Annotated in this window: 22 protein-coding genes and 1 pseudogene; 11 read left to right on the top strand and 12 right to left on the bottom strand. The window is 36.5% G+C overall.

Annotated elements, in window-relative coordinates; all coding sequences use genetic code 11:
• Positions 1-46: 46 nt before the first annotated feature.
• The 4 genes and pseudogenes from nifN to ANA_RS28595 all read right to left on the bottom strand — a co-directional run.
• The gene (nifN, locus tag ANA_RS17415) at positions 47-1,375 is read right to left on the bottom strand and encodes a nitrogenase iron-molybdenum cofactor biosynthesis protein NifN (protein ID WP_041458126.1); all 1,329 of its coding nucleotides are present in this window, start codon (positions 1,373-1,375) and stop codon (positions 47-49) included.
• 126 nt (positions 1,376-1,501) lie between these two features.
• Positions 1,502-2,869, bottom strand: a complete 1,368-nt coding sequence (nifE, locus tag ANA_RS17410) for a nitrogenase iron-molybdenum cofactor biosynthesis protein NifE (RefSeq protein ID WP_015081328.1) — start codon at positions 2,867-2,869, stop codon at positions 1,502-1,504.
• A gap of 575 nt (positions 2,870-3,444) precedes the next feature.
• A complete protein-coding gene (gene nifK / locus ANA_RS17405; RefSeq protein WP_015081327.1) occupies positions 3,445-4,980 on the bottom strand; it encodes a nitrogenase molybdenum-iron protein subunit beta in 1,536 nt (511 codons plus the stop codon).
• Between the two features lie 162 nt (positions 4,981-5,142).
• Positions 5,143-5,295, bottom strand: a pseudogene (locus ANA_RS28595) (nitrogenase molybdenum-iron protein alpha chain); the annotation flags it as partial.
• A 159-nt stretch (positions 5,296-5,454) separates the two neighbouring features.
• On the opposite strand from ANA_RS28595, the gene ANA_RS17400 reads away from it, so the two are divergent.
• Positions 5,455-6,756, top strand: coding sequence for a site-specific integrase (locus ANA_RS17400; protein ID WP_015081326.1), 1,302 nt, complete (start codon positions 5,455-5,457; stop codon positions 6,754-6,756).
• Between the two features lie 124 nt (positions 6,757-6,880).
• Here ANA_RS17400 and ANA_RS17395 read toward each other — a convergent pair whose 3' ends face one another.
• Complete coding sequence (locus ANA_RS17395) at positions 6,881-7,936, bottom strand: metallophosphoesterase (protein ID WP_015081325.1); 1,056 nt, start codon at positions 7,934-7,936, stop codon at positions 6,881-6,883.
• Between the two features lie 549 nt (positions 7,937-8,485).
• Here ANA_RS17395 and ANA_RS17390 point away from each other — a divergent pair.
• The 6 genes from ANA_RS17390 (at position 8,486) to ANA_RS17365 (ending at position 12,830) form a co-directional block, all read left to right on the top strand.
• Positions 8,486-8,749, top strand: coding sequence for a type II toxin-antitoxin system HicB family antitoxin (locus ANA_RS17390; protein WP_015081324.1), 264 nt, complete (start codon positions 8,486-8,488; stop codon positions 8,747-8,749).
• Positions 8,750-8,963: 214 nt separating this feature from the next.
• Positions 8,964-10,106, top strand: a complete 1,143-nt coding sequence (locus ANA_RS17385) for an AAA family ATPase (protein WP_015081323.1) — start codon at positions 8,964-8,966, stop codon at positions 10,104-10,106.
• The gene (locus ANA_RS17380) at positions 10,099-10,875 is read left to right on the top strand and encodes a hypothetical protein (protein ID WP_015081322.1); all 777 of its coding nucleotides are present in this window, start codon (positions 10,099-10,101) and stop codon (positions 10,873-10,875) included. The genes ANA_RS17385 and ANA_RS17380 overlap by 8 nt, the downstream gene beginning before the upstream one ends.
• Positions 10,876-10,928: 53 nt before the next feature.
• Positions 10,929-11,507 (top strand): Uma2 family endonuclease, encoded by a 579-nt coding sequence (locus ANA_RS17375; RefSeq protein ID WP_015081321.1) that lies wholly within the window; start codon positions 10,929-10,931, stop codon positions 11,505-11,507.
• 61 nt (positions 11,508-11,568) lie between these two features.
• Positions 11,569-12,147: a hypothetical protein gene (locus ANA_RS17370; RefSeq protein WP_015081320.1), complete on the top strand. Its 579-nt coding sequence runs from the start codon at positions 11,569-11,571 to the stop codon at positions 12,145-12,147.
• 89 nt (positions 12,148-12,236) lie between these two features.
• Positions 12,237-12,830, top strand: a complete 594-nt coding sequence (locus ANA_RS17365; RefSeq protein ID WP_235082056.1) for a peptidylprolyl isomerase — start codon at positions 12,237-12,239, stop codon at positions 12,828-12,830.
• Positions 12,831-12,935: 105 nt separating this feature from the next.
• On the opposite strand, the gene ANA_RS17360 is transcribed toward ANA_RS17365, so the two are convergent.
• Together ANA_RS17360 and ANA_RS17355 are read right to left on the bottom strand one after the other, a co-directional pair.
• Positions 12,936-13,511, bottom strand: a complete 576-nt coding sequence (locus ANA_RS17360; RefSeq protein ID WP_015081318.1) for a Uma2 family endonuclease — start codon at positions 13,509-13,511, stop codon at positions 12,936-12,938.
• Between the two features lie 66 nt (positions 13,512-13,577).
• A complete protein-coding gene (locus ANA_RS17355) occupies positions 13,578-14,312 on the bottom strand; it encodes a Uma2 family endonuclease (RefSeq protein ID WP_015081317.1) in 735 nt (244 codons plus the stop codon).
• A 357-nt stretch (positions 14,313-14,669) separates the two neighbouring features.
• On the opposite strand from ANA_RS17355, the gene ANA_RS17350 reads away from it, so the two are divergent.
• On the top strand, positions 14,670-15,302 hold the full coding sequence (locus tag ANA_RS17350) for a hypothetical protein (RefSeq protein ID WP_015081316.1): 633 nt from the start codon (positions 14,670-14,672) through the stop codon (positions 15,300-15,302).
• 455 nt (positions 15,303-15,757) lie between these two features.
• Here the strand turns inward: ANA_RS17350 and ANA_RS17345 are convergent, their stop codons facing one another.
• Entirely contained in the window at positions 15,758-15,973 is a 216-nt protein-coding gene (locus tag ANA_RS17345) for a DUF433 domain-containing protein (protein WP_015081315.1), read from the bottom strand.
• Positions 15,974-16,211: 238 nt separating this feature from the next.
• Positions 16,212-16,508, bottom strand: coding sequence for a hypothetical protein (locus ANA_RS17340; protein ID WP_041458125.1), 297 nt, complete (start codon positions 16,506-16,508; stop codon positions 16,212-16,214).
• A 408-nt stretch (positions 16,509-16,916) separates the two neighbouring features.
• Between ANA_RS17340 and ANA_RS17335 the strand changes: the two genes are divergently transcribed.
• The gene (locus ANA_RS17335) at positions 16,917-18,284 is read left to right on the top strand and encodes an NB-ARC domain-containing protein (protein ID WP_015081314.1); all 1,368 of its coding nucleotides are present in this window, start codon (positions 16,917-16,919) and stop codon (positions 18,282-18,284) included.
• Positions 18,285-18,312: 28 nt separating this feature from the next.
• On the opposite strand, the gene ANA_RS17330 is transcribed toward ANA_RS17335, so the two are convergent.
• Positions 18,313-19,089 carry a Uma2 family endonuclease gene (locus ANA_RS17330; protein ID WP_015081313.1) on the bottom strand — a complete coding sequence of 259 codons (777 nt, stop codon included), beginning with the start codon at positions 19,087-19,089 and terminating at the stop codon, positions 18,313-18,315.
• Positions 19,090-19,269: 180 nt separating this feature from the next.
• Between ANA_RS17330 and ANA_RS17325 the strand changes: the two genes are divergently transcribed.
• Positions 19,270-19,494, top strand: coding sequence for a hypothetical protein (locus ANA_RS17325; RefSeq protein WP_015081312.1), 225 nt, complete (start codon positions 19,270-19,272; stop codon positions 19,492-19,494).
• On the top strand, positions 19,484-19,861 hold the full coding sequence (locus tag ANA_RS17320; protein WP_015081311.1) for a type II toxin-antitoxin system VapC family toxin: 378 nt from the start codon (positions 19,484-19,486) through the stop codon (positions 19,859-19,861). Before ANA_RS17325 ends, ANA_RS17320 begins: the two co-directional genes overlap by 11 nt.
• Before the next feature lie 27 nt (positions 19,862-19,888).
• Here ANA_RS17320 and ANA_RS17315 read toward each other — a convergent pair whose 3' ends face one another.
• Positions 19,889-20,467 carry a hypothetical protein gene (locus ANA_RS17315; protein WP_015081310.1) on the bottom strand — a complete coding sequence of 193 codons (579 nt, stop codon included), beginning with the start codon at positions 20,465-20,467 and terminating at the stop codon, positions 19,889-19,891.
• A gap of 5 nt (positions 20,468-20,472) precedes the next feature.
• The gene (locus ANA_RS17310) at positions 20,473-21,468 is read right to left on the bottom strand and encodes a serine/threonine protein kinase (protein ID WP_015081309.1); all 996 of its coding nucleotides are present in this window, start codon (positions 21,466-21,468) and stop codon (positions 20,473-20,475) included.
• Between the last annotated feature and the right edge of the window lie 3 nt (positions 21,469-21,471).

Genomic DNA, 21,471 nt, shown 5'->3' with positions numbered 1-21,471 from the left:
ATATCACAATTTTTGGCGTATCTTTGGAAGGAAATGGGATCAGTTTTTATTTGTTGATTACTGATGACCATTGGTGCATCATTGATGATTCTTCTTGTTCTATGAATAGGTTTCCCATGCCAAAAAGAAGTTCGATAGTACCGCGATAGCCTACTTTGGTAAATAGCCCGTTTCCTAATCGGTCATAGATAGGAATACCTAAACGATAGAGCGGAATTGAAAGGCGTTTAGAGATGGTATTTACATGAGAATTACCAATCAATAAATCAGAACCTTGCGCCAAGTTTTCAAAATCCTCTAAATCACCAATGGTGACATTATTGATAGGAAGTAGTTCAAGTAATGGGGAACGAGTTGTGGTGACAGCATTGTGAATTTCCGCCCCCATTGATTGCAAAAATCCCACCATTGTCCACAACAAATCTGGTTCTAAAGCTAAAGATACTCGTTTGGAACTAAAATAAAAGTGAGTATCTAACATTGCATCTTGCAATTGACGACGTTGACGGCGATATTTTTCAGGAATGGGATTTCCACTTAATAAAGATAACTTTTGCAGAAATTTATCTACAGGTTCTAATCCTGTTAAATCTCTGAATACTTGATAGTTAGTTCCAAACCGTTCCTCTAAAATTTTCGCCGCCCCCAACATACTTTCACCTAATGCTAAGGTAAACGCCGAACTACCAAGGGAACGTAATTGTTTGAGAGTTGTGCCACTAGCAGTTATAGCAGTATAACCATCTTCCAAATGTCCATCTAAAGAAGCTCCCAAATCAGGTACAAATATTGGTTCTAGACCAAAAGCTGTGACCATTTCTCGAATTTCTTGGACATCTCCAGGAGTGAGAGCAGCACCAGCTAAAATTGTGATTTGTTCTGGTTTAATTCCCCCTGCTTTGGGAATTTCTTTAACAATACTTTCTACTGCGACTGCAAAACCGTCTTGTAATGCACCTTTAAAATCGGGAGTGGGAGCAAAAATAATGGCTAAATGATTAAGTTCAGGATGACGTTCTCGAATATCTTTCAAAAACATTTCAATATCATCACCTCTAGTTTCTGTTAAACCAGTGGTACACAAACCAATAATTTCCGGTTGTACCTTTTCCACCAAGGTGAGAATAGCTTGTTCCACATTTTCCTCACCACCCAAAATCGTAGTAACTTCCGTCATTGCAGTAGTAGCAAGAGGAATTGCTTCCCGAAAATGTCGAACCAAAACCACTTTTGCAAACGCCGTACAACCCTGAGAACCATGAAATAAAGGCATAGTCCCCTTCAACCCCAAAAAAGCCAAAGAAGCGCCTAAAGCCTGACTTTGTTTGAGGGGGTTTACAGTCAGAGACTTTTCTGGAATAATTGCGATCGCCATAATAACTATAATCTCAAAATAATTTGTCAGAAGTCGTAGGGGCGAAGCATTCGAGCGATAAATTATCGGTTTTTCTCGAAAATTATTTTCCGAATGCTTCGCCCTTACCATCACCTGTCACCTAAATTACTCCCAAGGAGCAGGCTTACGAATTTGCTCCCACACAGGGCTATATAAAGCCTCAGTCAACTCCCGCGCCATTTCCACCATGCCCACATAACCGGCATAAGGATGATGACGTTCTTGGTTAATATCTAAAAAGGGAATTCTCGCTTTCAAAGCAGTATATTGATTTCTACCGCCAGCAATAAGCATATCTGCGTTAGTTTCTTCAATTAATTTCAGGAGTTCGGAGGCGTTCCCCTTCTCCAACATAATGCCATCATTACCCAACAAATTTTTGATTTTCGCTTTATCTTCTTCTGTACTTTTGCGCGTGCTAGTCGCCACAACTTCAATTCCCAAATCCTTCGCAGCAGAAATAATTGACCAACTTTTCACACCACCAGTATAGAGAACAACGCGCTTTCCTTTCAACTTGGCTCGATAGGGAGCAAGAGCAATATCCAAAGCCGCAGTTTCTTCAGCAATGAGTTTTTCTGTGCGTTCCTGCAAATCAGCATCACCTAATTTAGCAGCTACAGTTCGCAGACAACGGTTAATATCTTTAATTCCATAAAATGACTCTTCAATGTAAGGAATTCCGTAACGTTCCTGCATTTTTCGCGCCATATTTAATAACGCCCGTGAGCAGATCATCACATTTAATTTAGCCCGGTGAGCATAACGCACTTCTTCATAACGAGCATCACCAGTAATTTTCGATAAAACCCGAATTCCTAACTTTTCAAATAAAGGTAAAACCCCCCACATTTCCCCAGCAATATTATATTCACCTATTAAATTAATATCATAAGGGGTAGTATATTCAGGTTCAGCAGTTCCCACTACATATTCTAGTAGAGATTCACCACCAAAGCGATTACCTAAATTTTTACTGCCAATAAATCCGGGAGCAATCACAGGAATTACCGGAGTACCAATTTTTTCGGCTGCTACCTTACAAACTGCATCAATATCATCACCAATTAAGGCTGTAACGCAGGTGGCGTAAACAAAAACTGCCGCAGGTTTGTAATTTTCATTAACTTCTAAAATCGCCTGATAAAGCTTTTTCTCACCACCGAAAATGACATCATTTTCACCCACATCGGTAGTAAAACCTGTCTTATAAAGCATTGGTCCAGAAGATAAACTACCACGACTTCCCCAGGAATTGCCAGCGCAAGCAATGGGACCATGTACCAAGTGAGCAGCATCGGTAATAGGAACTAAAGCAATCATCGCCCCATCAAAGGCACAACCACCTTGAGCCGCACCTGGTTGAGCCTGTTGGGTACAAGATTTATTTTTCTTTTCTCCCTGTTTCTGTTGATTATGTTCGCATCCTGATTCACTCAGAAGTTCGTTAATTTTGCTTTGGGTGACTTTCATTTTTATTCTTGTGCTAGATGGAGTTTACAACCATGACAAATCTTGCTTAAAGTTAATCATCAAGATGATGACTTCGAGAAAAATATTGCAAATTAATAAAAATTATTTGTGGAACTATTTACAGCATTATCTATTTCTGGGTTTGTGTCTCTACAGAAAAGATCATAGAAACTTGCTGTAATAGAGAATAAGTGAGAAATATCTCACAAATAATTTAGGATTACCACAGGATATATTAAATATAATAATTCTAATTCCCCGAAAATAACCAAGTTTTTATACTTAGTTTGGATTGATTTATAGATTTTCTGCAAAATCTGATTAACTTAATATTTACACAGATAAACTTTCAAAAAAGATATGTATTTATCTGTATTTTCTAGGGGTGGGATTTTCATAACATTTGGTTTTGCAAGAGAAAAGAGAAAAAATTAATTCATCTGCGTTTATCTGCGTTTATCTGCGTTTAATTATTAAGAACTGGAGATAGGGGATAGGATGTTAGGTAAATTGCCTATATCCCAATCCCCTTTGTCTATTTTTAAGGATGGGGAAACCCCACCCTACAGACATTCTTAACGAATTAAGTCGTAGGAAATGTCGGTCTTACCAGCAACATTGGTGCTGCGGTCAATTTCTTCAAATACTGTGTTAACGATCCAGTTCAACAAGTTGATGATACCTTTGTAACCAACAGTTGCATAACGGTGGTAGTGGTGACGGTCCATGATAGGATAACCGATTCTTACCAAAGGTACACCACAATCGCGCCACAGGTACTTACCGTAGGAGTTACCAATCAATAGGTCTACGGGTTCGGTGAATAACAAGGAGCGTAAGTGCCACAAGTCTTTACCACCCCAGATTTTAGCGGACTTACCGAAGGCGCTAGAATCTAACAATGCTTGCAATTCTTTCTCGAATACTTCATTGGTGTTGTGAACCAAGATGTGTACTGGTTCAGCACCCATTTCCAACATGAAACCAACTACGCTGTAAACTAAGTCAGGATCACCGTAGATAGCGAAACGCTTACCATGTAACCAAGCATGGGAGTCGGTCATTGCGTCAACTGCACGACCACGTTCGATTTCTAACTCTTCAGGAATAGCCTTACCAGTCATTTCGCTGAGTTTCATCAAGAACTCGTCAGTTCCCTTGATACCCCAAGGACGAGCAACACTAACGTCTTGATTCCATTCCTTAGCAATGTATTCGCGGGTCTTGGTGGTAGAGTAAGCTTGAAGAGCAATAGTAGCCTTAGCGTTGATGGAATCTGCTGCATCTTCCAACTTAGTACCACCTGGATACATATTGTATTCACCATCACAAGGTGAATCAACATAATCACTGTTGTCAGATAACAAGGTGTAGTCAATACCCATTAAAGAAGCAATCCGCTTAATTTCGCGGTTGTTTTCTACGTAGGTATCAAAACCAGGGATAAAGTTGATTTTACCGTTGCTCTTGGCTGTCTTTTTACCTACGGTTAAGGTAGAAAGAATTCCCTTCATCATGTTGTCGTAACCAGTGATGTGAGAACCAACGAAGCTAGGTGTGTGAGCAAAAGGTACGGGGAAATCTTGAGGAACTGAACCAGCTTCTTTAGCATTACCGATAAATGACTGTAAGTCATCACCGATAACTTCTGCCATACAGGTGGTGCAAACAGCGATCATTTTTGGCTTGTACAAGCTGTAGGAGTTAGCCAAACCATCAATCATGTTTTGTAAACCACCGAACACAGCAGCGTCTTCTGTCATGGAAGAAGAAACACCAGCAAATGGTTCTTTGTAGTGACGGGTTAAGTGGGTACGGAAGTAAGCTACACAACCTTGAGAACCTTGAACAAAGGGAAGAGTACCTTCAAAACCCACAGCCGCAAACATAGCACCTAAAGGTTGACAACCCTTAGCTGGGTTAACGGTTAAAGCTGTCCGTTCAAAGTTCTTTTCCCGGTATTCCCAGCTTTTTGTCCATTCGGAAACTCGTTGTACTTCTTCAGGGGTGTGACCGTTTTCAAACTGTTTTTTGTTTTCAAACAGTTCTTGGTATTCTGGTTGGTGGAATAACTCAACGTGGTCCTGAATCTTATTGGGATCTTGAGGCATTTCTATATCTCCAAGCTTGCTGTGTATTATGTTTGCGTTCGGTGGAGAGTCGGGAATGGGCCTCAAAATTCAGAATGCAAAATCCAGAACAATGAAATTTTTAATTTTGAATCTTGACTTCCCAACTCTCCTGGGGTAAAACCCCAGACTATCTTTTGTCCCCTAGACGGCAGCCTTAGCTTTAGCCTTAGCTTGAGCTTTCTTGTTCCAGGGAGCGCCGATTAATCCCCAGGTTGGGCTGTTCAGAGCTAAATCCATGTCACGAGCGAAGATTGCGAATCCGTCGTAACCGTGATAAGGTCCGGAGTATTTATATTGCTGGTTTAATAGCTTTTAACTTCGCTATGTGTGCAGTGAGCAATGTCAGGGATAAACTATGTTTGCAGTTAACTCATTTATTTTCAGTCTAAATATAGTCTGAAAGATTCAGAGTTAAGTTTCGCGCAAAGGCGCGGAGGAGCAAAGGCGCAAAGAATGAAAGAAGAGCTATTATGGGAATTGGGGCAGGTAAATCTGCGGTTGAAGTCTGCAAAGGCTAGGGTAACAATTCGGGAATCCAATGGATGTCTGCAATTACGGGCAACTTTACCTATTAAGCCGGGAGATGAGGATAAAACTGGAAGAAGTAAAAAACAATATAATCTCAGTTTGAATATTCCGGCAAATTTACTAGGTTTGAAAACTGCGGAAGAAGAAGCTTATGAGTTAGGTAAGTTAATTGCTAGAAAAAGTTTTGTTTGGAATGATAAATATTTAGGAAATGAAGCAATTAAACAAGAGTTAATAACTATTGGTGAGTTATTAGAAAAGTTTGAGGATGAATATTTTAAAACCCATAAACGCACTACTAAAAGTGAACATACTTTTTTCTATTATTTTTCTCGCATTAAGCGTTATACAAATGCTGATGATTTGGCAATTGGGGAAGTTTTGATTAATGCGATTAATAAGATAGATAAGGAATGGGCTAAATATAATGCGGTGAGGGCTATTTCTGTATTTTGCCAACTTTTTAAAGTTGAGATTAATTTAACTAATTATTCTAAAGTTCCTGAAAGTAATTCTCGGAATGTACCTACAGATAAGGACATAGTTACGGGATTTTACAAGTTTGATGAATATCTAAATAATCGAGGTAAACAAGTTAATCAAGATGTGAAAGATAGCTGGCAACTTTGGCGGTGGACTTATGGAATGTTGGCGGTTTTTGGTTTACGTCCCCGTGAGCTTTTTGTTAATCCTCATATTCATTGGTGGTTGAGTGATGAAAATATAGATTTAACTTGGAAGGTTGATAAAAATTGTAAAACTGGTGAAAGAGAAGCCTTACCTTTATATAAGGAATGGATAGATGAATTTGATTTAAGAAATCCTAAATATTTGGAAATGTTGGCATTAGCAATTAGTAAAAAAGACCAAAATAATCATGCAGAAATCACGGCTTTAATTCAAAGGGTAAGTTGGTGGTTTAGAAAAATTGGTTTAGATTTTAAACCCTATGATTTACGTCATGGTTGGGCAATTCGAGCGCATATTTTGGGAGTTCCTATTAAGGCTGCGGCAGATAATTTGGGTCATAGTGTGCAGATTCATACAAAAACTTATCAACGTTGGTTTTCTTTGGATATGCGGAAGTTGGCAATTAATCAGGCTTTGAGTAAACGGAATGAGGTAGAGTTGATTAAGGATGAAAATACGGGGTTGAAAATGGAGAATGAACGGTTGAAGATTGAGGTGGAAAAGTTGAGAATGGAAATGGTTTATAAACGGAGTTAAGTTTGGTTAGTTAAGAATCTCATTTTTTGGTGTTGCTGAAATTAAATCAGCAACGCCAAAAAGAATTATATGATGTGCGATCGCTGTGTTTTTAACAGATATTGCATCATCAATTAATCACCTATTATCTACTGTAATCACAGATTTGCGGAGGTTCTTTACCTGATAACAGTCCGGTAACTTCAAAAGGTTTGCTAGAATTGCTAGGATCAAAAGAGATGAAAGAAGCATCAATCACTTTAAAATCACCAGGTGCATTCAAGCGCCATAATTTCGGAGTTTTACCTACAGGAAAAGGTTGATCAAAACAGTAAGCATTGGTATCACCGTGAACTAATAACACTGGTTTATCTAAATTTGCCGCCAATGTCTGCAATTGTTCACAAAAACCTTTGTACGCATGATTATTTAAACATCTGCTAAAAACATCACCTGTACTACCATCAGGAGCAAAAGGATCTAATTGAGTCGCTACAACTACAGCTGATGTATCACTATCTTTTGCCATTTCAAAAGCATGATTCAGCCAAATAGCATTCTCTTTATCTCGTTCATCAACTAATTGATTAACTTTGATAGGATCATCAAGAAATATCTCAGTGCGTCCATTATCAGTGCTGACGATATGTTCTGTTACAAAACGGACACCCTTATACCACCAAGTTTCATTTTCAGGTAAAGTGGCTTGTTCTTCATATCGCCATTCAGGATTGAGAGTTTTAGGTTGACTAAAGAACACCTTTCTAATTGCGTCTAGTCTTTCCAACTCTGATTTTCTAACAGCTAGACCTTCCCGATCGCAATCAGTCCAATCATTATCTCCTGGTGTAAAAAACACAGGTTTAACTATATCGCTTTTCCAAAACGTCTTATTCTTCTCCAACCAAGTATCATAACAAGTATCCTGGGGACGACCAAGATCACCCAAATGAATTACAAAGGGTATATCTTCACGTTGGCGGAATTTAGGCGCAATATCTTGGATCAAAACTTGCTCATCAGTTCTACCATCTGCTGACTTTGCGAAATAAGGCATATCACCATAGGCTGCAAAAGTTACTTTTTCAGCAGCTGCGAAACTTTCAGAATTTATACCAGTTATGAAAACTGATAAAAACACTAAAACACTTGCAGCCAACTTAAGTATCAGGGGATGCTGAGAATTTAAGATTGTTTTCATTGACCAGATGTTGTAAAAACTAAGTTTATCAGTATTCTACTATGTCTGATCATTCACTACAACACTACGGAATATTAAATATCTATAAAGATATTTCAGAATCAACTTCCATTAGACATCTGGTGAAAAATATTGTAGAGACGTTCCATGGAACGTCTCTACAAGGGTTATAAGTCACGCACATTTAATTACCGGAGATGTCTATTAGAGTCTTTGAGAGCGATCGCATTCTTGTTTCCTTTGCATCTTAGCGCGAAATTTTCATGAAAGCACATTTGAATAAACTCAAAATAGTTGTAATTGTAGTTGCTATAATCAAAACAAAATGACAGTTGGTTGAAAATGGAGAATGAACGCTTGAAGATTGAGGTGGAGAAGTTGAGGATGGAAATGGTTTATAAACGGAGTTAAGTTTGGTTAACTAAGAATATTTTTTTTGTAAAGTGTGGTATGACTGGTCAATGAATAATTATCTCAACCACCTAGCCAAAAAAATGCTATCGTATATTGAAGAAACGATTAGATTACTAGACTTGGAAAATTGGCAAGATGAAAACTAATTCTCAACTTAAGCATCAATCTTTGGAATATTATCTGTCTTTAAAATATCCCATGTCTATTTATCCAGAAGAGGACGGAGGATATACAGTAATTATTCCTGACTTACCAGGTTGTATGAGTCAGGGAGACAATTTAGAAGAAGCAATAGAAAATATTAATGAAGCGCGAGAGTTATGGATAGAAACTGTTTATTGTAGTGGTAAAAAACAAATTCCTCTACCTTCTAAACTAATTTCTATCATTAATTCGTGAACAACCATCAAAAATTTTATCCCAACTGCTGAGAACATAATAAACCAGGAGATCAGTCTATGGAAAGTATGAAGATTAAAACACACATTGGTAATGATAAAATGATGAAAAAACAAGCAGGATTTTAGTTTTGTTTTATTTAATCCATTTTTTATAGACGATGTTGTTTTTAAAGTATGATATTATCTGGAGAAAATAATTACATATTAAAAATATGCTAGAAAAACTAATCCTTCATAATTTCAAAAGCCATAAATCAACAGAATTCAATTTTGATAATTCCCGATTACATGGAATTGTAGGAAAAAACAGTGCCGGTAAAACAACAGTCCTCCAAGCATTGCATTATCTAAGCATGATTTCTGATACATCCTTTGAAAAAATATTTGAGTATGATAGATCACCTCAATTCATTACAACAATTGGCGAAAAAAATATGTCTGTTACTGCGAGTGGTTATTGGGACAATCAAAAAAATTGCCAAGTTTCCTATAGCTTGGAGAACAAAAATACTCATAATTGGATTGCAAAATTATCATGGAATATAGATGGTAATAAAAGTAATTGGACAAATGAAAAACTATATGGTTCATATTCATACTCACCACAAGATCCACCTTTACCATCTAATTTTTTCAAGCCTACTGTTTACCTAAAATTAGTTGCAAGTAATCTTGCTAAACCAGCTTACAGTGAAGAAATTACGCCAAAAGTTGAATTTGACGGATCAGGATTAGCACCTACCTTAGATTTTCTGCGTGATGAAGCTCCAGATAAATTTCAATTAATAGAAGAAAAGCTGAGTCGAATTGTCCCAAATGTCCGCAAAGTTGGCATAAAACGAGCAAAAGTTCCAGTCATTCGCAAACGTTTAATCGAAGTAGATGGTAAATCTATTTCCTATGAAGAAACTCAGGAAATGACAGGACAAGAGGTGGTACTAGACATGAATACAGGTGAACGTATTCCAGCCCATGCAATTAGCGAAGGAACAATGTTAACTTTAGGATTATTAACTGTACTAATGAATCCTAATCAACCTAATTTAGTTTTATTAGATGATGTGGAACAGGGACTTCATCCTCAAGCACAACGAGAGTTAATGACTGTTTTTAAAGAAATCATTGCCGAAAATCCCAACCTGCAAATTATTTTCTCTACTCATTCCCCTTATATTATTGATGCACTTGCTCCTTCTCAAGTTCACATATTAAATAACAGTAAATCAGGTTTTACAATTGCTAAACGTTTGGATGAACATCCTGATGTAGAATGGGCAAAGGAAACCTTGACAACTGGTGAATTTTGGGATGCTGAAGGTGAAGATTGGGTAACAGAAGGAGAAGTCTGTGATTGAGTTTATTGTCATAGTTGAAAGTGGTGCAGATGCCAGAACAGCTACTAAATTAGCCGAGCGAGTTTTACAAGAAAAATTCGATTGGTTAGATGATGATAGTCTTCAATATCATTTTCAGTGGACTGGGTTAGAGGAAGGAACACAACATTCTTGTTGGAGAGACATTAGAAAAATAATTGATGATGCAAAATCACAAATAAAATATAAACATTCTAGATTTATAGGTCATCATAGTAAGAGTGTGCCTTTAAAAGCTGATGGAGCAGCATCTATTAAAGTTCTTAATTTGGTACGTTTTCTGCAAAGAATACGACAGATTAAAGCTGTTTTATTTATCCGTGATTTAGATAATCAACCGGAACGTAAAGAAGGAATTGAACAAGCACGTTCAGAACATATTAATAAAACGCCGAAATTAGAAATTGTCATTGGTGCTGCTGATCCAAAACGTGAAGCATGGGTTTTAAATGGCTTTATTCCATCTAATCAACAAGAGAAACAAATTCTAGAAGAAATTAAAAATAAATTGAGTTTTGATCCTTCCATAGAGTCTCACAGATTACGTGCTACTTCAGAGAAAGAACCTGAACGAATCAGAAATGTAAAAGTAGTAGTTGAACAACTTACAGGAAACGATATGGAACGGGAAAAGCTATGTTGGGAAAAGACAAAATTAAAACATCTACGAGAAAGAGGAGTTCATACAGGTTTGACAGATTATATCTGTGAAGTCGAGGAACGATTAGCTGCAATTATTGTGTCTGATTAAGAACTATTTTTTGTCAGTTGCTATAATCAAAACAAACTTGAAAAAATCATGATATGATAGCCATTCCCCAACAACCAGCAAAAATGACCATTGAGGAATATCTCCCATGGGAACTTGACCAGGATATTCGCTATGAATACATCAACGGTGAAGTTTTTGCCATGACTGGTGGTACAATCCCCCATAATGATATTGCTCTAAATCTTTACAGACCTCTATATTCTCATCTTCGTCCTAGTGGTTGTCGAGTCAATGTGTCAGATGTGAAAGTGCAAGTTACCCCTAAAAGCCCATACTTCTATCCTGATCTTATTGTCAGTTGTCACCCTGAAGACATCAATGCCCGTAAATTTATCCAAAATCCTAAATTAATTATTGAAGTTCTTTCTCCTGGTACAAGCGGTAGAGATAGAGGGGAAAAATTTAGATATTATTTAACAATACCCAGTTTACAAGAATATATCTTGATTGATTCTGAAAAAATCTCCGTTGAACGTTATTGTCGAGGAGAAGGAAGATTATGGCTTTATTATCAATATACAATAGGAGACATAATCACCTTCTCAAGTATTGCATTTGAATTTCCCATAGAAATGCTTTATGATGGTGTAGGATTGGAAACAGAAACATAAAATCACATTTCCCAAATAAATCAGATTAATGTCACCTAAAATTTAATCCCTTATTAAAATTATGACAAAGCGGAAAAAAAGCAATCTTCAATGGATTAAAGAAACCCTAGAATTAAGCCCAGATCATCGCTGGGAAGGACCTGATGATTATAAAATTTTTGTAGCTGGGAGGGGTGCGGTTCGCTTCAATGTTCCCCAAAATTGGGTATTTGAACCACAAGAAAAATCTTTCAAGTTCATGGACAAAAAACCACCTGATGATGATTGTTGTTTAGAGGTATCTTACAATCATTTACCCCCGAATGACTGGACACTGTTTCCCCTTAAACACACTTTGAAGAAAATCATGGAAGATGATAGCCGTGATGTGATTGAAAGAGGAGAAGTAATTACTGTTAAGCGACAAACAGCCCGGATTATGTGGTGTCAAATTAAATTTATTGACACTCAAACTGAACCCAGAGAAGCTTTTTCTCGGACTTGTGTGGGTTTGGGTTCAAATATTCAATGTTTAATTACCTTTGATTATTGGGCAGATCAAGCAGAGCAATTAATACCGATTTGGGATGAAGTCATGCGGAGTTTGACACTAGGATTATATATCAGAGATCCGAGAACTGGTTTAGCTTTTCCTGATTAGAATGCCGAAAAAACAACCTCAGCTTGATACGAGTGGAGGTTGTTGATTTGACAGTAGGTAATGCGGATTTGGGTTAATTGCGGATTTTGGTGAACATTATTTTCAATATTTTAGGTAAACTAGAAGCGACAAACCAACCCACTACAAAGATTAGTAATTCAATATTCATGGCAAATCCCACCGCAACTCTAGAAACTTCCCTTGGTACGATTACTCTTGAGCTATTCACCGATGTTATGCCCATAACGGCGGGAAATTTCATCAAATTGGCTAAAAGTGGGTTTTATGATGGTCTGCATTTCCACCGTGTAATTAAAAACTTCATGGTGCAGTTTGGTTGTCCTCACAGTAAAGATCCTAGCTCTCCTCGTGCAGGAACTGGTAATGGTCCTGATGGGTGTATTCAAGATGAGCATCCTGAAGACGGGAAACTTTCTAACGAACCAGGAACTCTATCTATGGCTAATACGGGAAGACCTAATAGTGGCAGTTGCCAGTTTTTCATCAACACTGTCCACAATCACTATCTGGATTGGTTTACACCTGGTCAATCTAAGCATCCTGTTTTCGGTCGAGTTACTGAAGGGATGGATGTATTAAAAGCCATTGAAACTACTCCCACAGGATCAGGCGATCGCCCCAAAACACCTGTTAAAATGATCAAAGTGACTATCAACGAATAAACTCAAGGATTAGTGCGGAGGTTTCTCCGCACACCGCTATCTTCAGGCAAAATCCCCTCTTTCCCATGCAAGAACTCCACAGAAAAACTAATCCGATCAAACAAACTAACTTTGAGTTTCTTCTTCAGTAAAAATAGGAGGCCATAATTCAGAAACGGCTAATTCCCAACCGGGAAAAAGTTCTGGTAAAGTTAAAATATCGCCATTATTTAAAATAGTTGGTTCACCTTGATGACGATAAACTGTAACAGTTTCCTCATCAGGATCAATTAAAATTCCCATCACAGCACCTAATTTGATCAAGTTGAGAATTTTAGTAACTAAAGGTTTAATTCTATCACTTTGAGATTTAATTTCTACTACTAAATCTGGCACAAGTTCGCCAAAATAACGGGGACTTTGACGCAGACGTGCAGCCCGCACAAAAGAAACATCTGGTGCGGTGAGGTTGCTATCAGGTAAAATGAAACCACCAGCAGAATCAAATACTCTTCCTAAACGACGAGGATAAACCCAATTAGCTAATAGCCGACTAAAAAGAATACCAACTTCACTAGATACAATATCCGATGGACCCACGATAGAAATTCTCCCGTTTGTTAATTCAACATCGTAATCTAAACCAGCTTCACTAAAAGCGGTTTGGACTTGTTCTACATCTTTAATTGTCATAATTAACATAAAATCATCCTCCTAATATACAAAGTTGGGGTAATGAAAACAAACACAATTGGATTTTAGATTTCATTAAATTGTATCTGGATCAATATTTAATTCTCTCAATTTTGCGGCTAACCTTTGGGATTTTTCATTTGATATTTTCGCCTTTTCTGCTGCCATTGCTGCTCTTGTTGTTTCCATCTCTGCGCTTTCTTCCGGTGTAGGAACTAAAACTCCTGATGATGTAAAATATCTTAATAAACCCTCATGAATCCCCAAATATAACCCCAATTCTTCACTCCATAAATGTCCTTTTTTGTTAGGTTCTAAGGGTTGATATTTGCCACTGATTAAATTAAATCCTGCAAATTCCAATGTATAAGGATCAAACCAAAAATAATCAGGTGTACGGAAAGTATCTTGATAAAGTATTTTTTTAGTTTCTCTATCAGTTTTAGCTGTGGTTGGTGAAAGAATTTCGACAATGACATGAGGATATTTGCCATTTTCTTCCCACACTACCCAACTTTTTCTAGTTTTTCGTTCTGTTCCTAAAACTACGAAAAAATCTGGACCCCTCACATCTTCTGATTTTTTTTGATGAGGACTATAGTAAATACTCAGATTTCCGACAGCGTAAAAATCTGTTCTGTCTTTCCATAACCACTCTAAACATTTGAAAAGAAGAATAATTTGACGTAAATGCAGTTCTGTTTCCACGGGAGGTTCATCACTATATAGGTCACTGGGTGGAAAAATGATATCTTCTGATATATCTTCTAAGGCGTTTGGTTGTAATTCCAGTGCTTGAGTAATCATCATGTATGATACCAAGTAATTATTGATTTATTGTAGCATTAATTGTCAATTACTTTCACTGAATTATCGCAAATCTCTTAAACATTTGCCATAGCTTTTTGCCGTCATCCACGCGATCTAAAAATTGCTCGACCAAAAGGAACTTACCTTAAGAACAAGCCCCATATCTCATCAACCGCCTTGTCACTCGTTAAGCAGAAAATTAACACACATTGAAATGGCTAATCCTAGATCATTAGATAATAGCATAGATGATTACTTATGGTAACTATTTATAGTAACTATTGGACTGAGTTGGCACAAGGTTGTTAAATATTGTTGAGACGTTTTTTAACTTCCCCTTTGATATTTCCTGTTAGTATGCATACCAACCCCTTTAAACAATTACAAGCCAATCTTTCTGTAACCGCTGCTACTATAGCCTTGTTGGTTACTGCGCCATCAATGGCTCATGGTCAAGTTAATAGTACCACCACTAAGCCGACCTCATCAAATTCTAAGACATCAGTAGTTAATATATCCATTACTGAGGCTGAAGTGCTGGCTGCTCAAAAAGCCTGGGGTGAAGCACTGGTTTCCATCAGTACCACCTATGATGAAAAGGGGATAGCCGCTGCTAGAGCATTGGCTGACAATATAATAGATAAAGCATATGCTTATCAATCGGGATTGGTGTTGTTCAAGCCAACCTTGACAACTGGAGACCAGACCTTCCGCACGACACACAAAGGAGCTTTGTCTTATTTTGTGGGTGGTGATTCCTCCTTCCCTAAAGATACTGGTTTTGCTCTCAAAGGATGGCGAAAGGTGGAAATTCGCAACGCTGGTATTTTTATTCTTGGTAATACTGCTACCACTATGGGTAATGTTTCCATAACTGATAAAACAGGTAAAGTCACAACGGTAGATAAAACCTGGCAGTTTGTTAGAGGTGGTGATGGTAAATTGCGTATTATTCTACACCATTCTTCTCTGCCCTATAGTCCAAAATAAATATGAAATAGACCCCCGACTTCTTAGAGAAGTCGGGGATATGAAATAACTCTAATCGCATTAAAATAAGGTTGTTAATTTGACGGTAATTAATTGTCTGAATCAGGATTTCCAGGATGAAGGATTCGGTGGTTAATTCGAGCGATCGCTGTGGTACATTGTCTGATAGCGTAGCGTGGCGCAAGCCATATCAGGATTTCCAGGATTTCAGGATTTACAGGATGAGGTATTCGGTGGTTAATTGTCTGAATCAGGATTTCCAGGATTTCAGGATTTACAGGATGAGGTTGCTAATTTGACGGTGATTAATTGGTGAGCGATCGCTGTGGTCAATTGTCTGATAACTTACAGGATGTGATTTATCATTTTAAGCGATCGCTTTCTAGTATCAAACATTAATTATTTAAAAGCTTCAATCTGATCCAAATAAATATTAATTAACTGATGATCAGCCACTAAAATTTCAATTTCTGGCCAAACTCTGGATTTGCTGCAAATTGAATACAAGCATAAATATCTTCTCGTTGTAGAGAGGGGTACTCTTCCAGAATTTCCTCAATTGAATCACCAGCGCCTAAAAACTCCATAATTGTTTGTACAGAAATTCGAGTATTAGTAATAATAGGTCGTCCATTGCAAATATCTGGATGAATAGTTATTCTACTTTCCATTTTGTTTACTGTTTGTCGTTACTAATTAATTGTAGCATTTATCTGATAGCGTGGCGCAAGCTATATGAGGATTTTCAGGATGTGATTTATCATCGCTTAGATACCCGACTTCTTAGAGAAGTCGGGTATCTGAATAACTCTATTGATGAGCGATCACACCAAAATAAAGTGGCTAATTGGACGGTAATTAATTGATGACAATAAAAGTTATTAGATCCTAAAGTACCTGTTAGTGCTGTTACCTCAATCTACTTTTACACTCAAAAACCTGTCGGTCATATTTACTCCTTTGGGAATAAGAAGATGGGTTTGCAGGAATTGTAGTAATTTCACAAGTTAAATTGTTGAGAGACTTTGTGTCTAGTTGCAACACGACTGTTTGTGGTAGTTGTCCCGATTGACCCAAACCTTGTGCTATCTCACGCTTAGACTCTAGATCGGCTTTGGAAGAGTTAACATTAACTAAACTTAAACCAAAGACAGTAGATACAGTAATGGCAGAAACAGCGATCGCAGATGATATGATCTTATTCATGTCAATTCCCCCGTTTAAATAACGTACAAATTCTTATTGGGACTAAATGTAGATAAATATGAAATTCACTACCCGACCCACAATAAATTACGATAGTGATCAAACATACTTACTTTAATATGCCCAAAAGAAGATGTAAAGCCCTCAAAGGTATGTGGAAGTAATATAAAAGTCTTTAAACGTAATATTATGTCACCCATAAAAATCTTCACAAATGCCATTAGTCAAAAATTTATCTCTTGCACTAAACCCGCAAAGGGGGGTTTTGTCTGTGTAACCGTGACTTCCAGTCGCCAGGCTAACAAGTTTACAACCAGCGCAGATGATTTTTACCTATGTAGTTTCGCTAGAAGACGTATTAAAAGCATGATAGAATATCAAAAAGTCTTGACTTGAAGGGGGGGAGTAGTGTTAAATATTGAAGAGATAATTGAAATTGCAGATAACCAAGTCTTTGAGCATCAAGGACAGCATCTCAATGATTTACAAAGAGCTATCCTAGAAGGGACACTACAGGGTAGAACTTACGCAGATATCGCCAAGGAACACCAACACAGCGAAAAATACATCAAGGATAGCGCCAGTAAACTGTGGAAATCCTTATCTCAAGCAGTTGGAAAAAAAGTTAATAAATTTAATGTCAAGTCAACTTTAGGTAAATGTAGTTTCTCTTCAACTAATATTTTCAAAGGAATACAAATCAATAGTGGTAATATATTTAAAGAATCTGCACCATCATCAGAAAATGATGAAATTATCCATAAACAAGAACAGATAACCTCTCATTTAGACTTAAAAGATGCACCTGAAATCGGTGATTTTTATGGACGGAAAGTAGAATTATCATTACTACAACAAAAAATCCTCCAAGGAAAATGTAATTTAATAACTTTACTGGGTATTAAAGGTATTGGAAAAACTGCTTTAGCTTTAAAATTAGTTGATCATATCAAAGAAAGTTTTGAGTTCGTTATTTATAAAAGTTTAAAATCTCTACCCAGTTTAACACAACTAATCACAGAGATAATTTACCTTAATAATCAGCTTATTCCAGATAATTCACCTCATCAACTTTCACAATTTAAAAAAGCCATAGAAAAACACTCTTATCTGATTATCATTGACGATGTTAACTATATTTTTTCAAAGCATCAAGTATCAGGTAAATATCAACCAGGATATGAAGAATACGGGAATCTATTTAAATTATTATCAACAACCAAACATCGAAGTTGTCTAATTATTAATAGTAGTGAGGAAATTCGTGAATTATCTAAACCACAAAATGATCATAGTCATGTTTTCACCCTGGAATTATTGGGATTAGATGATGATGGTGTAAACATTCTTAAAAAATTTGGCTTGAAAAATGAGGAAAATTATCGAAAATTGCTGAATATTTATCAAGGAACTCCCCAATATTTACAAATAATTGGTTATCTTATTCAAGAATTATTTGCAGGTGACACCAATAAATTTTTGCAGCTAGATCAACCTTTTTTAGATATTGAATTAACGGCTTTTTTAGAGCAAAGTTTAGATATCTTACCTGCATCAGAAGTAGAATTACTGGATTTTATAGCCAGTCAAAAAGGGTCAGTTTTACTAAGTGAACTGGAAAATAGTTATCAGGTTTATGAGCCAATAGTTAGTAGTATTCAATCCCTAAAAAGGCGTTTCCTTCTTTCTACTCAACAGATAAATGCAGAAGTGAGTTTAGAGATTTCATCTCTGATTAGGAAATTTTACCACAAACTAGATCCCCGACTTCTTTGAGAAGTCGGGGATCTAAATGGGATCTAAATTAAATTGTATCTGGATCAATATTTAATTCTCGCAACTTTGCTGCTAACCGTTGAGCTTTTTCATCAAACATTGCTGCTCTTTGGGCTTCAATTGTTGCTCTTTGGGCTTCAATTGTTGCTCTTTGGGTTTCAATTGCTGCTCTTTGGGTTTCAAATTCTGCACTTTCTTCCGGTGTAGGAACTAAAGATCCAGTAGATGTAAAATACCTTAATAAACCCTGAACAATTCCTAAATATAAACCTAATTCTTGACTCCATAAATGTCCCTTTTCATTCGGTTCTACAGGTTGATATTTACCATGTATTAAATAAAAACCTGCAAATTCTAAAGTATAGGGATCAAACCAAAAATACTCAGGTGTGCGGAAAGTATCTTGATAAAGTTCTTTTTTAGTTTCTCTATCAGTTTTAGCTGTGGTTGGTGAGAGAATTTCCACAATCAGGTTAGGATATTTACCATTTTCTTCCCACACTACCCAACTTTTTCTAGTTTTCCGTTCTGTTCCTAAAACTACGAAAAAATCTGGACCTCTCACATCTTCTGATTTCTTTTGATGAGGACTATAGTAAATACTCAGATTTCCAACAGCATAAAAATCAGTTCTCTCTTTCCATAACCATTTGAGAGATTTTATTAAGAGCATTATTTGTTCGAGATGCAGTTCTGTTTCCACGGGAGGTTCATCACTATATAGGTCACTGGGGGGGAAAATGATATCTTCTGATATATCTTCTAAGATGTTAGGTTGTAATTCCAGTGCTTGAGTAATCATCATGATATGATACCAAGTAATTATTTGTTTATTGTAGCATTAATTGTCTGAAATGGCTAACGCCACGCTTCGCTATCAGGATATCCAGGATTTTAGGATTTACAGAATTTTATTTATCATTTATGATGATTGTTACTTGAGTTTGGACTAAAATAAAATTGATATCCAATTATTAACATCAAAATGGAAGTTCTTCAACTTACAACGATAGTGGATTCATCAGGTCATTTGCATCTTGACATTCCCACACAACTTGATCCGGGAGAAGTAAGTATTGTGCTGGTAATTAATCCAGTTGTCCCATCTAAAGATCAAAATCTCAAGTATGATTTTTCTGATTTGGTAGGACGGTTAAATTGGCAAGGAGATGCAGTAGTGATGCAAAGGACATTAAGAGATGAATGGTAATCGCTATGTGCTAGATACGAATGCGATCATTGCCCTGTTACAAGGTAATACCCAACTTATTCAATTACTTCAAAATGCTAATTGGATTGGGATTTCGATTATTAGCCAGATTGAATTTTTGGTTTTTTCTGGGCTAACCCAAAGCGATCTCCAACTTTTTCAACAATTTATTCAGCGAGTGGAAATTGTTGGTTTGGCAGCAGGTGATCCGGTATTAGTTGACAAGATTATCGAAATTCGTCAGCAATATCGGTTAAAATTACCTGATGCAGTAATTGCTGCAATAACAATCCAAAATTCAGCAAGCTTAGTGACTGCTGATCAAGAATTTGCAAAGATCAACAGTTTGAAGATCATTAATTGGTAGCGATCGCCTCGCCTCCTATAATTATTATTAGCTATTCATTATGTTTGCTATTGCTTGTTCAAATTCATCGCATTCTTGTATTAGTCTATCAACTATTTTACAGAAATAATTAATATCAATTAAGCTCATTTCTGCGTTATGAATAATTGAAAAAATCTGCTTATTTGCTATTTCTTTTATAGACCAAAAACCAAATTTATAACCTGCATTTTTTTTAAGAAGTAACGTAGATAACCTATGCGGTATATCATCTATATCATCCAATTTTAAGCTACTTGGACAAGAAAATTCAAGAGTTGAATCGTATTTAATAATAAATACAGTTTGTGTGCTGCCTGAATCCATATTAAATCTCAGGATAGCTATTGTATCATCAATACTATAAAGATTCCAGCCAACAGTTTGGCAGAAATTCTGTATTGTTGATCGAAATTTGAATGAAGATAATAAGTCTTTATCAATAGCCATTGGTTCATCTCCTAAATTAACGGTTTTAGTAGTAGTTAGCATCATCCATTCTCTTCCCCCACAAACTTGACATTCAGAAGGTTTCATCAGAGATACAACTTCACAGCCACAACTTTTACATTTGTATGTTTTTTTCATGGAAGTTAAAAATTCATAATTAACTTATTTTTGGCATCTTTATTTTTAGGTAAAGTACCGTTATTATAAAGATATTTAATCTGTTGCTGTACTTCAGTTATTTGAGGTCTTTTTTCAGGACTTAAAATTAACATTTTTCCTATGAGATGACGCACTTCTATATCCAGTGGAGTTTGAATCATAGTTCCCCGTAATTTACTTTTACTCTGTGGTAATGGTAATTCAAGTTTTTTTCCATCTAGAACTGCTTCATGGGCATAAGTATAGCTTCCTGATAAAAATGGACGACTACCGGTCCAATATTCACATAAAATTAACCCCAAGGAAAAAATATCAGATTTCTTGTTTGGTGCTGGTGTTTCTCCATTTGTAGAAATATGTTTAGCAAACTCAGGTGAATAATATACTGGATCACCTACTAAAAATTCCACTGCTATTGATTCTCCTTCAATAATACTGCTATCAAAATCAATAATTTTGGCAATTTGTTTTCCTTCCCATTCTTGAATTAGGATATTATCTGGTTTCAAATCAAGATGAACAATGCCATTGTAATGTAAGATATTAAGCGCTCCTACCGCTGTTAGCATGACAAATAAACGCTTTTCTGGTTCTAATGTATGTATGACTTTTGATAAAGAGCTAGTATCTACTTTTTGACAAACTTTAAAAAAATGTTCACCATTTTCATTACCATATTTAAAAAAGTCTACCGTGACAACAACTGAACCACCAGAACCACAAGCAGATAGTGCTTCTTGAATTAGTAATTGTTTTCTAGCAAATTTATCGCATTGATCACGACGCTTTTGTTTACTTTTTTCGCCTCCTGGTGCTTTTTCTCCTGGATATACGGGACTCAGAAATTTTTTCACAAAATACTCATTACCATCATTTATATTTACAGCAAAACCCCATTGACATTGCCCACCATTAGCGCTGTCAAATTCACGGGTTACTAAATATTTATCAGCAATTAGATCACCTGTTTTATAAGACATTGA

The organism is Anabaena sp. 90 (assembly GCF_000312705.1).
Taxonomy (GTDB): domain Bacteria; phylum Cyanobacteriota; class Cyanobacteriia; order Cyanobacteriales; family Nostocaceae; genus Dolichospermum; species Dolichospermum lemmermannii.
Note: the sequence above shows the minus strand (reverse complement) of the source record. Positions and strands in the feature narration are given on the sequence as shown.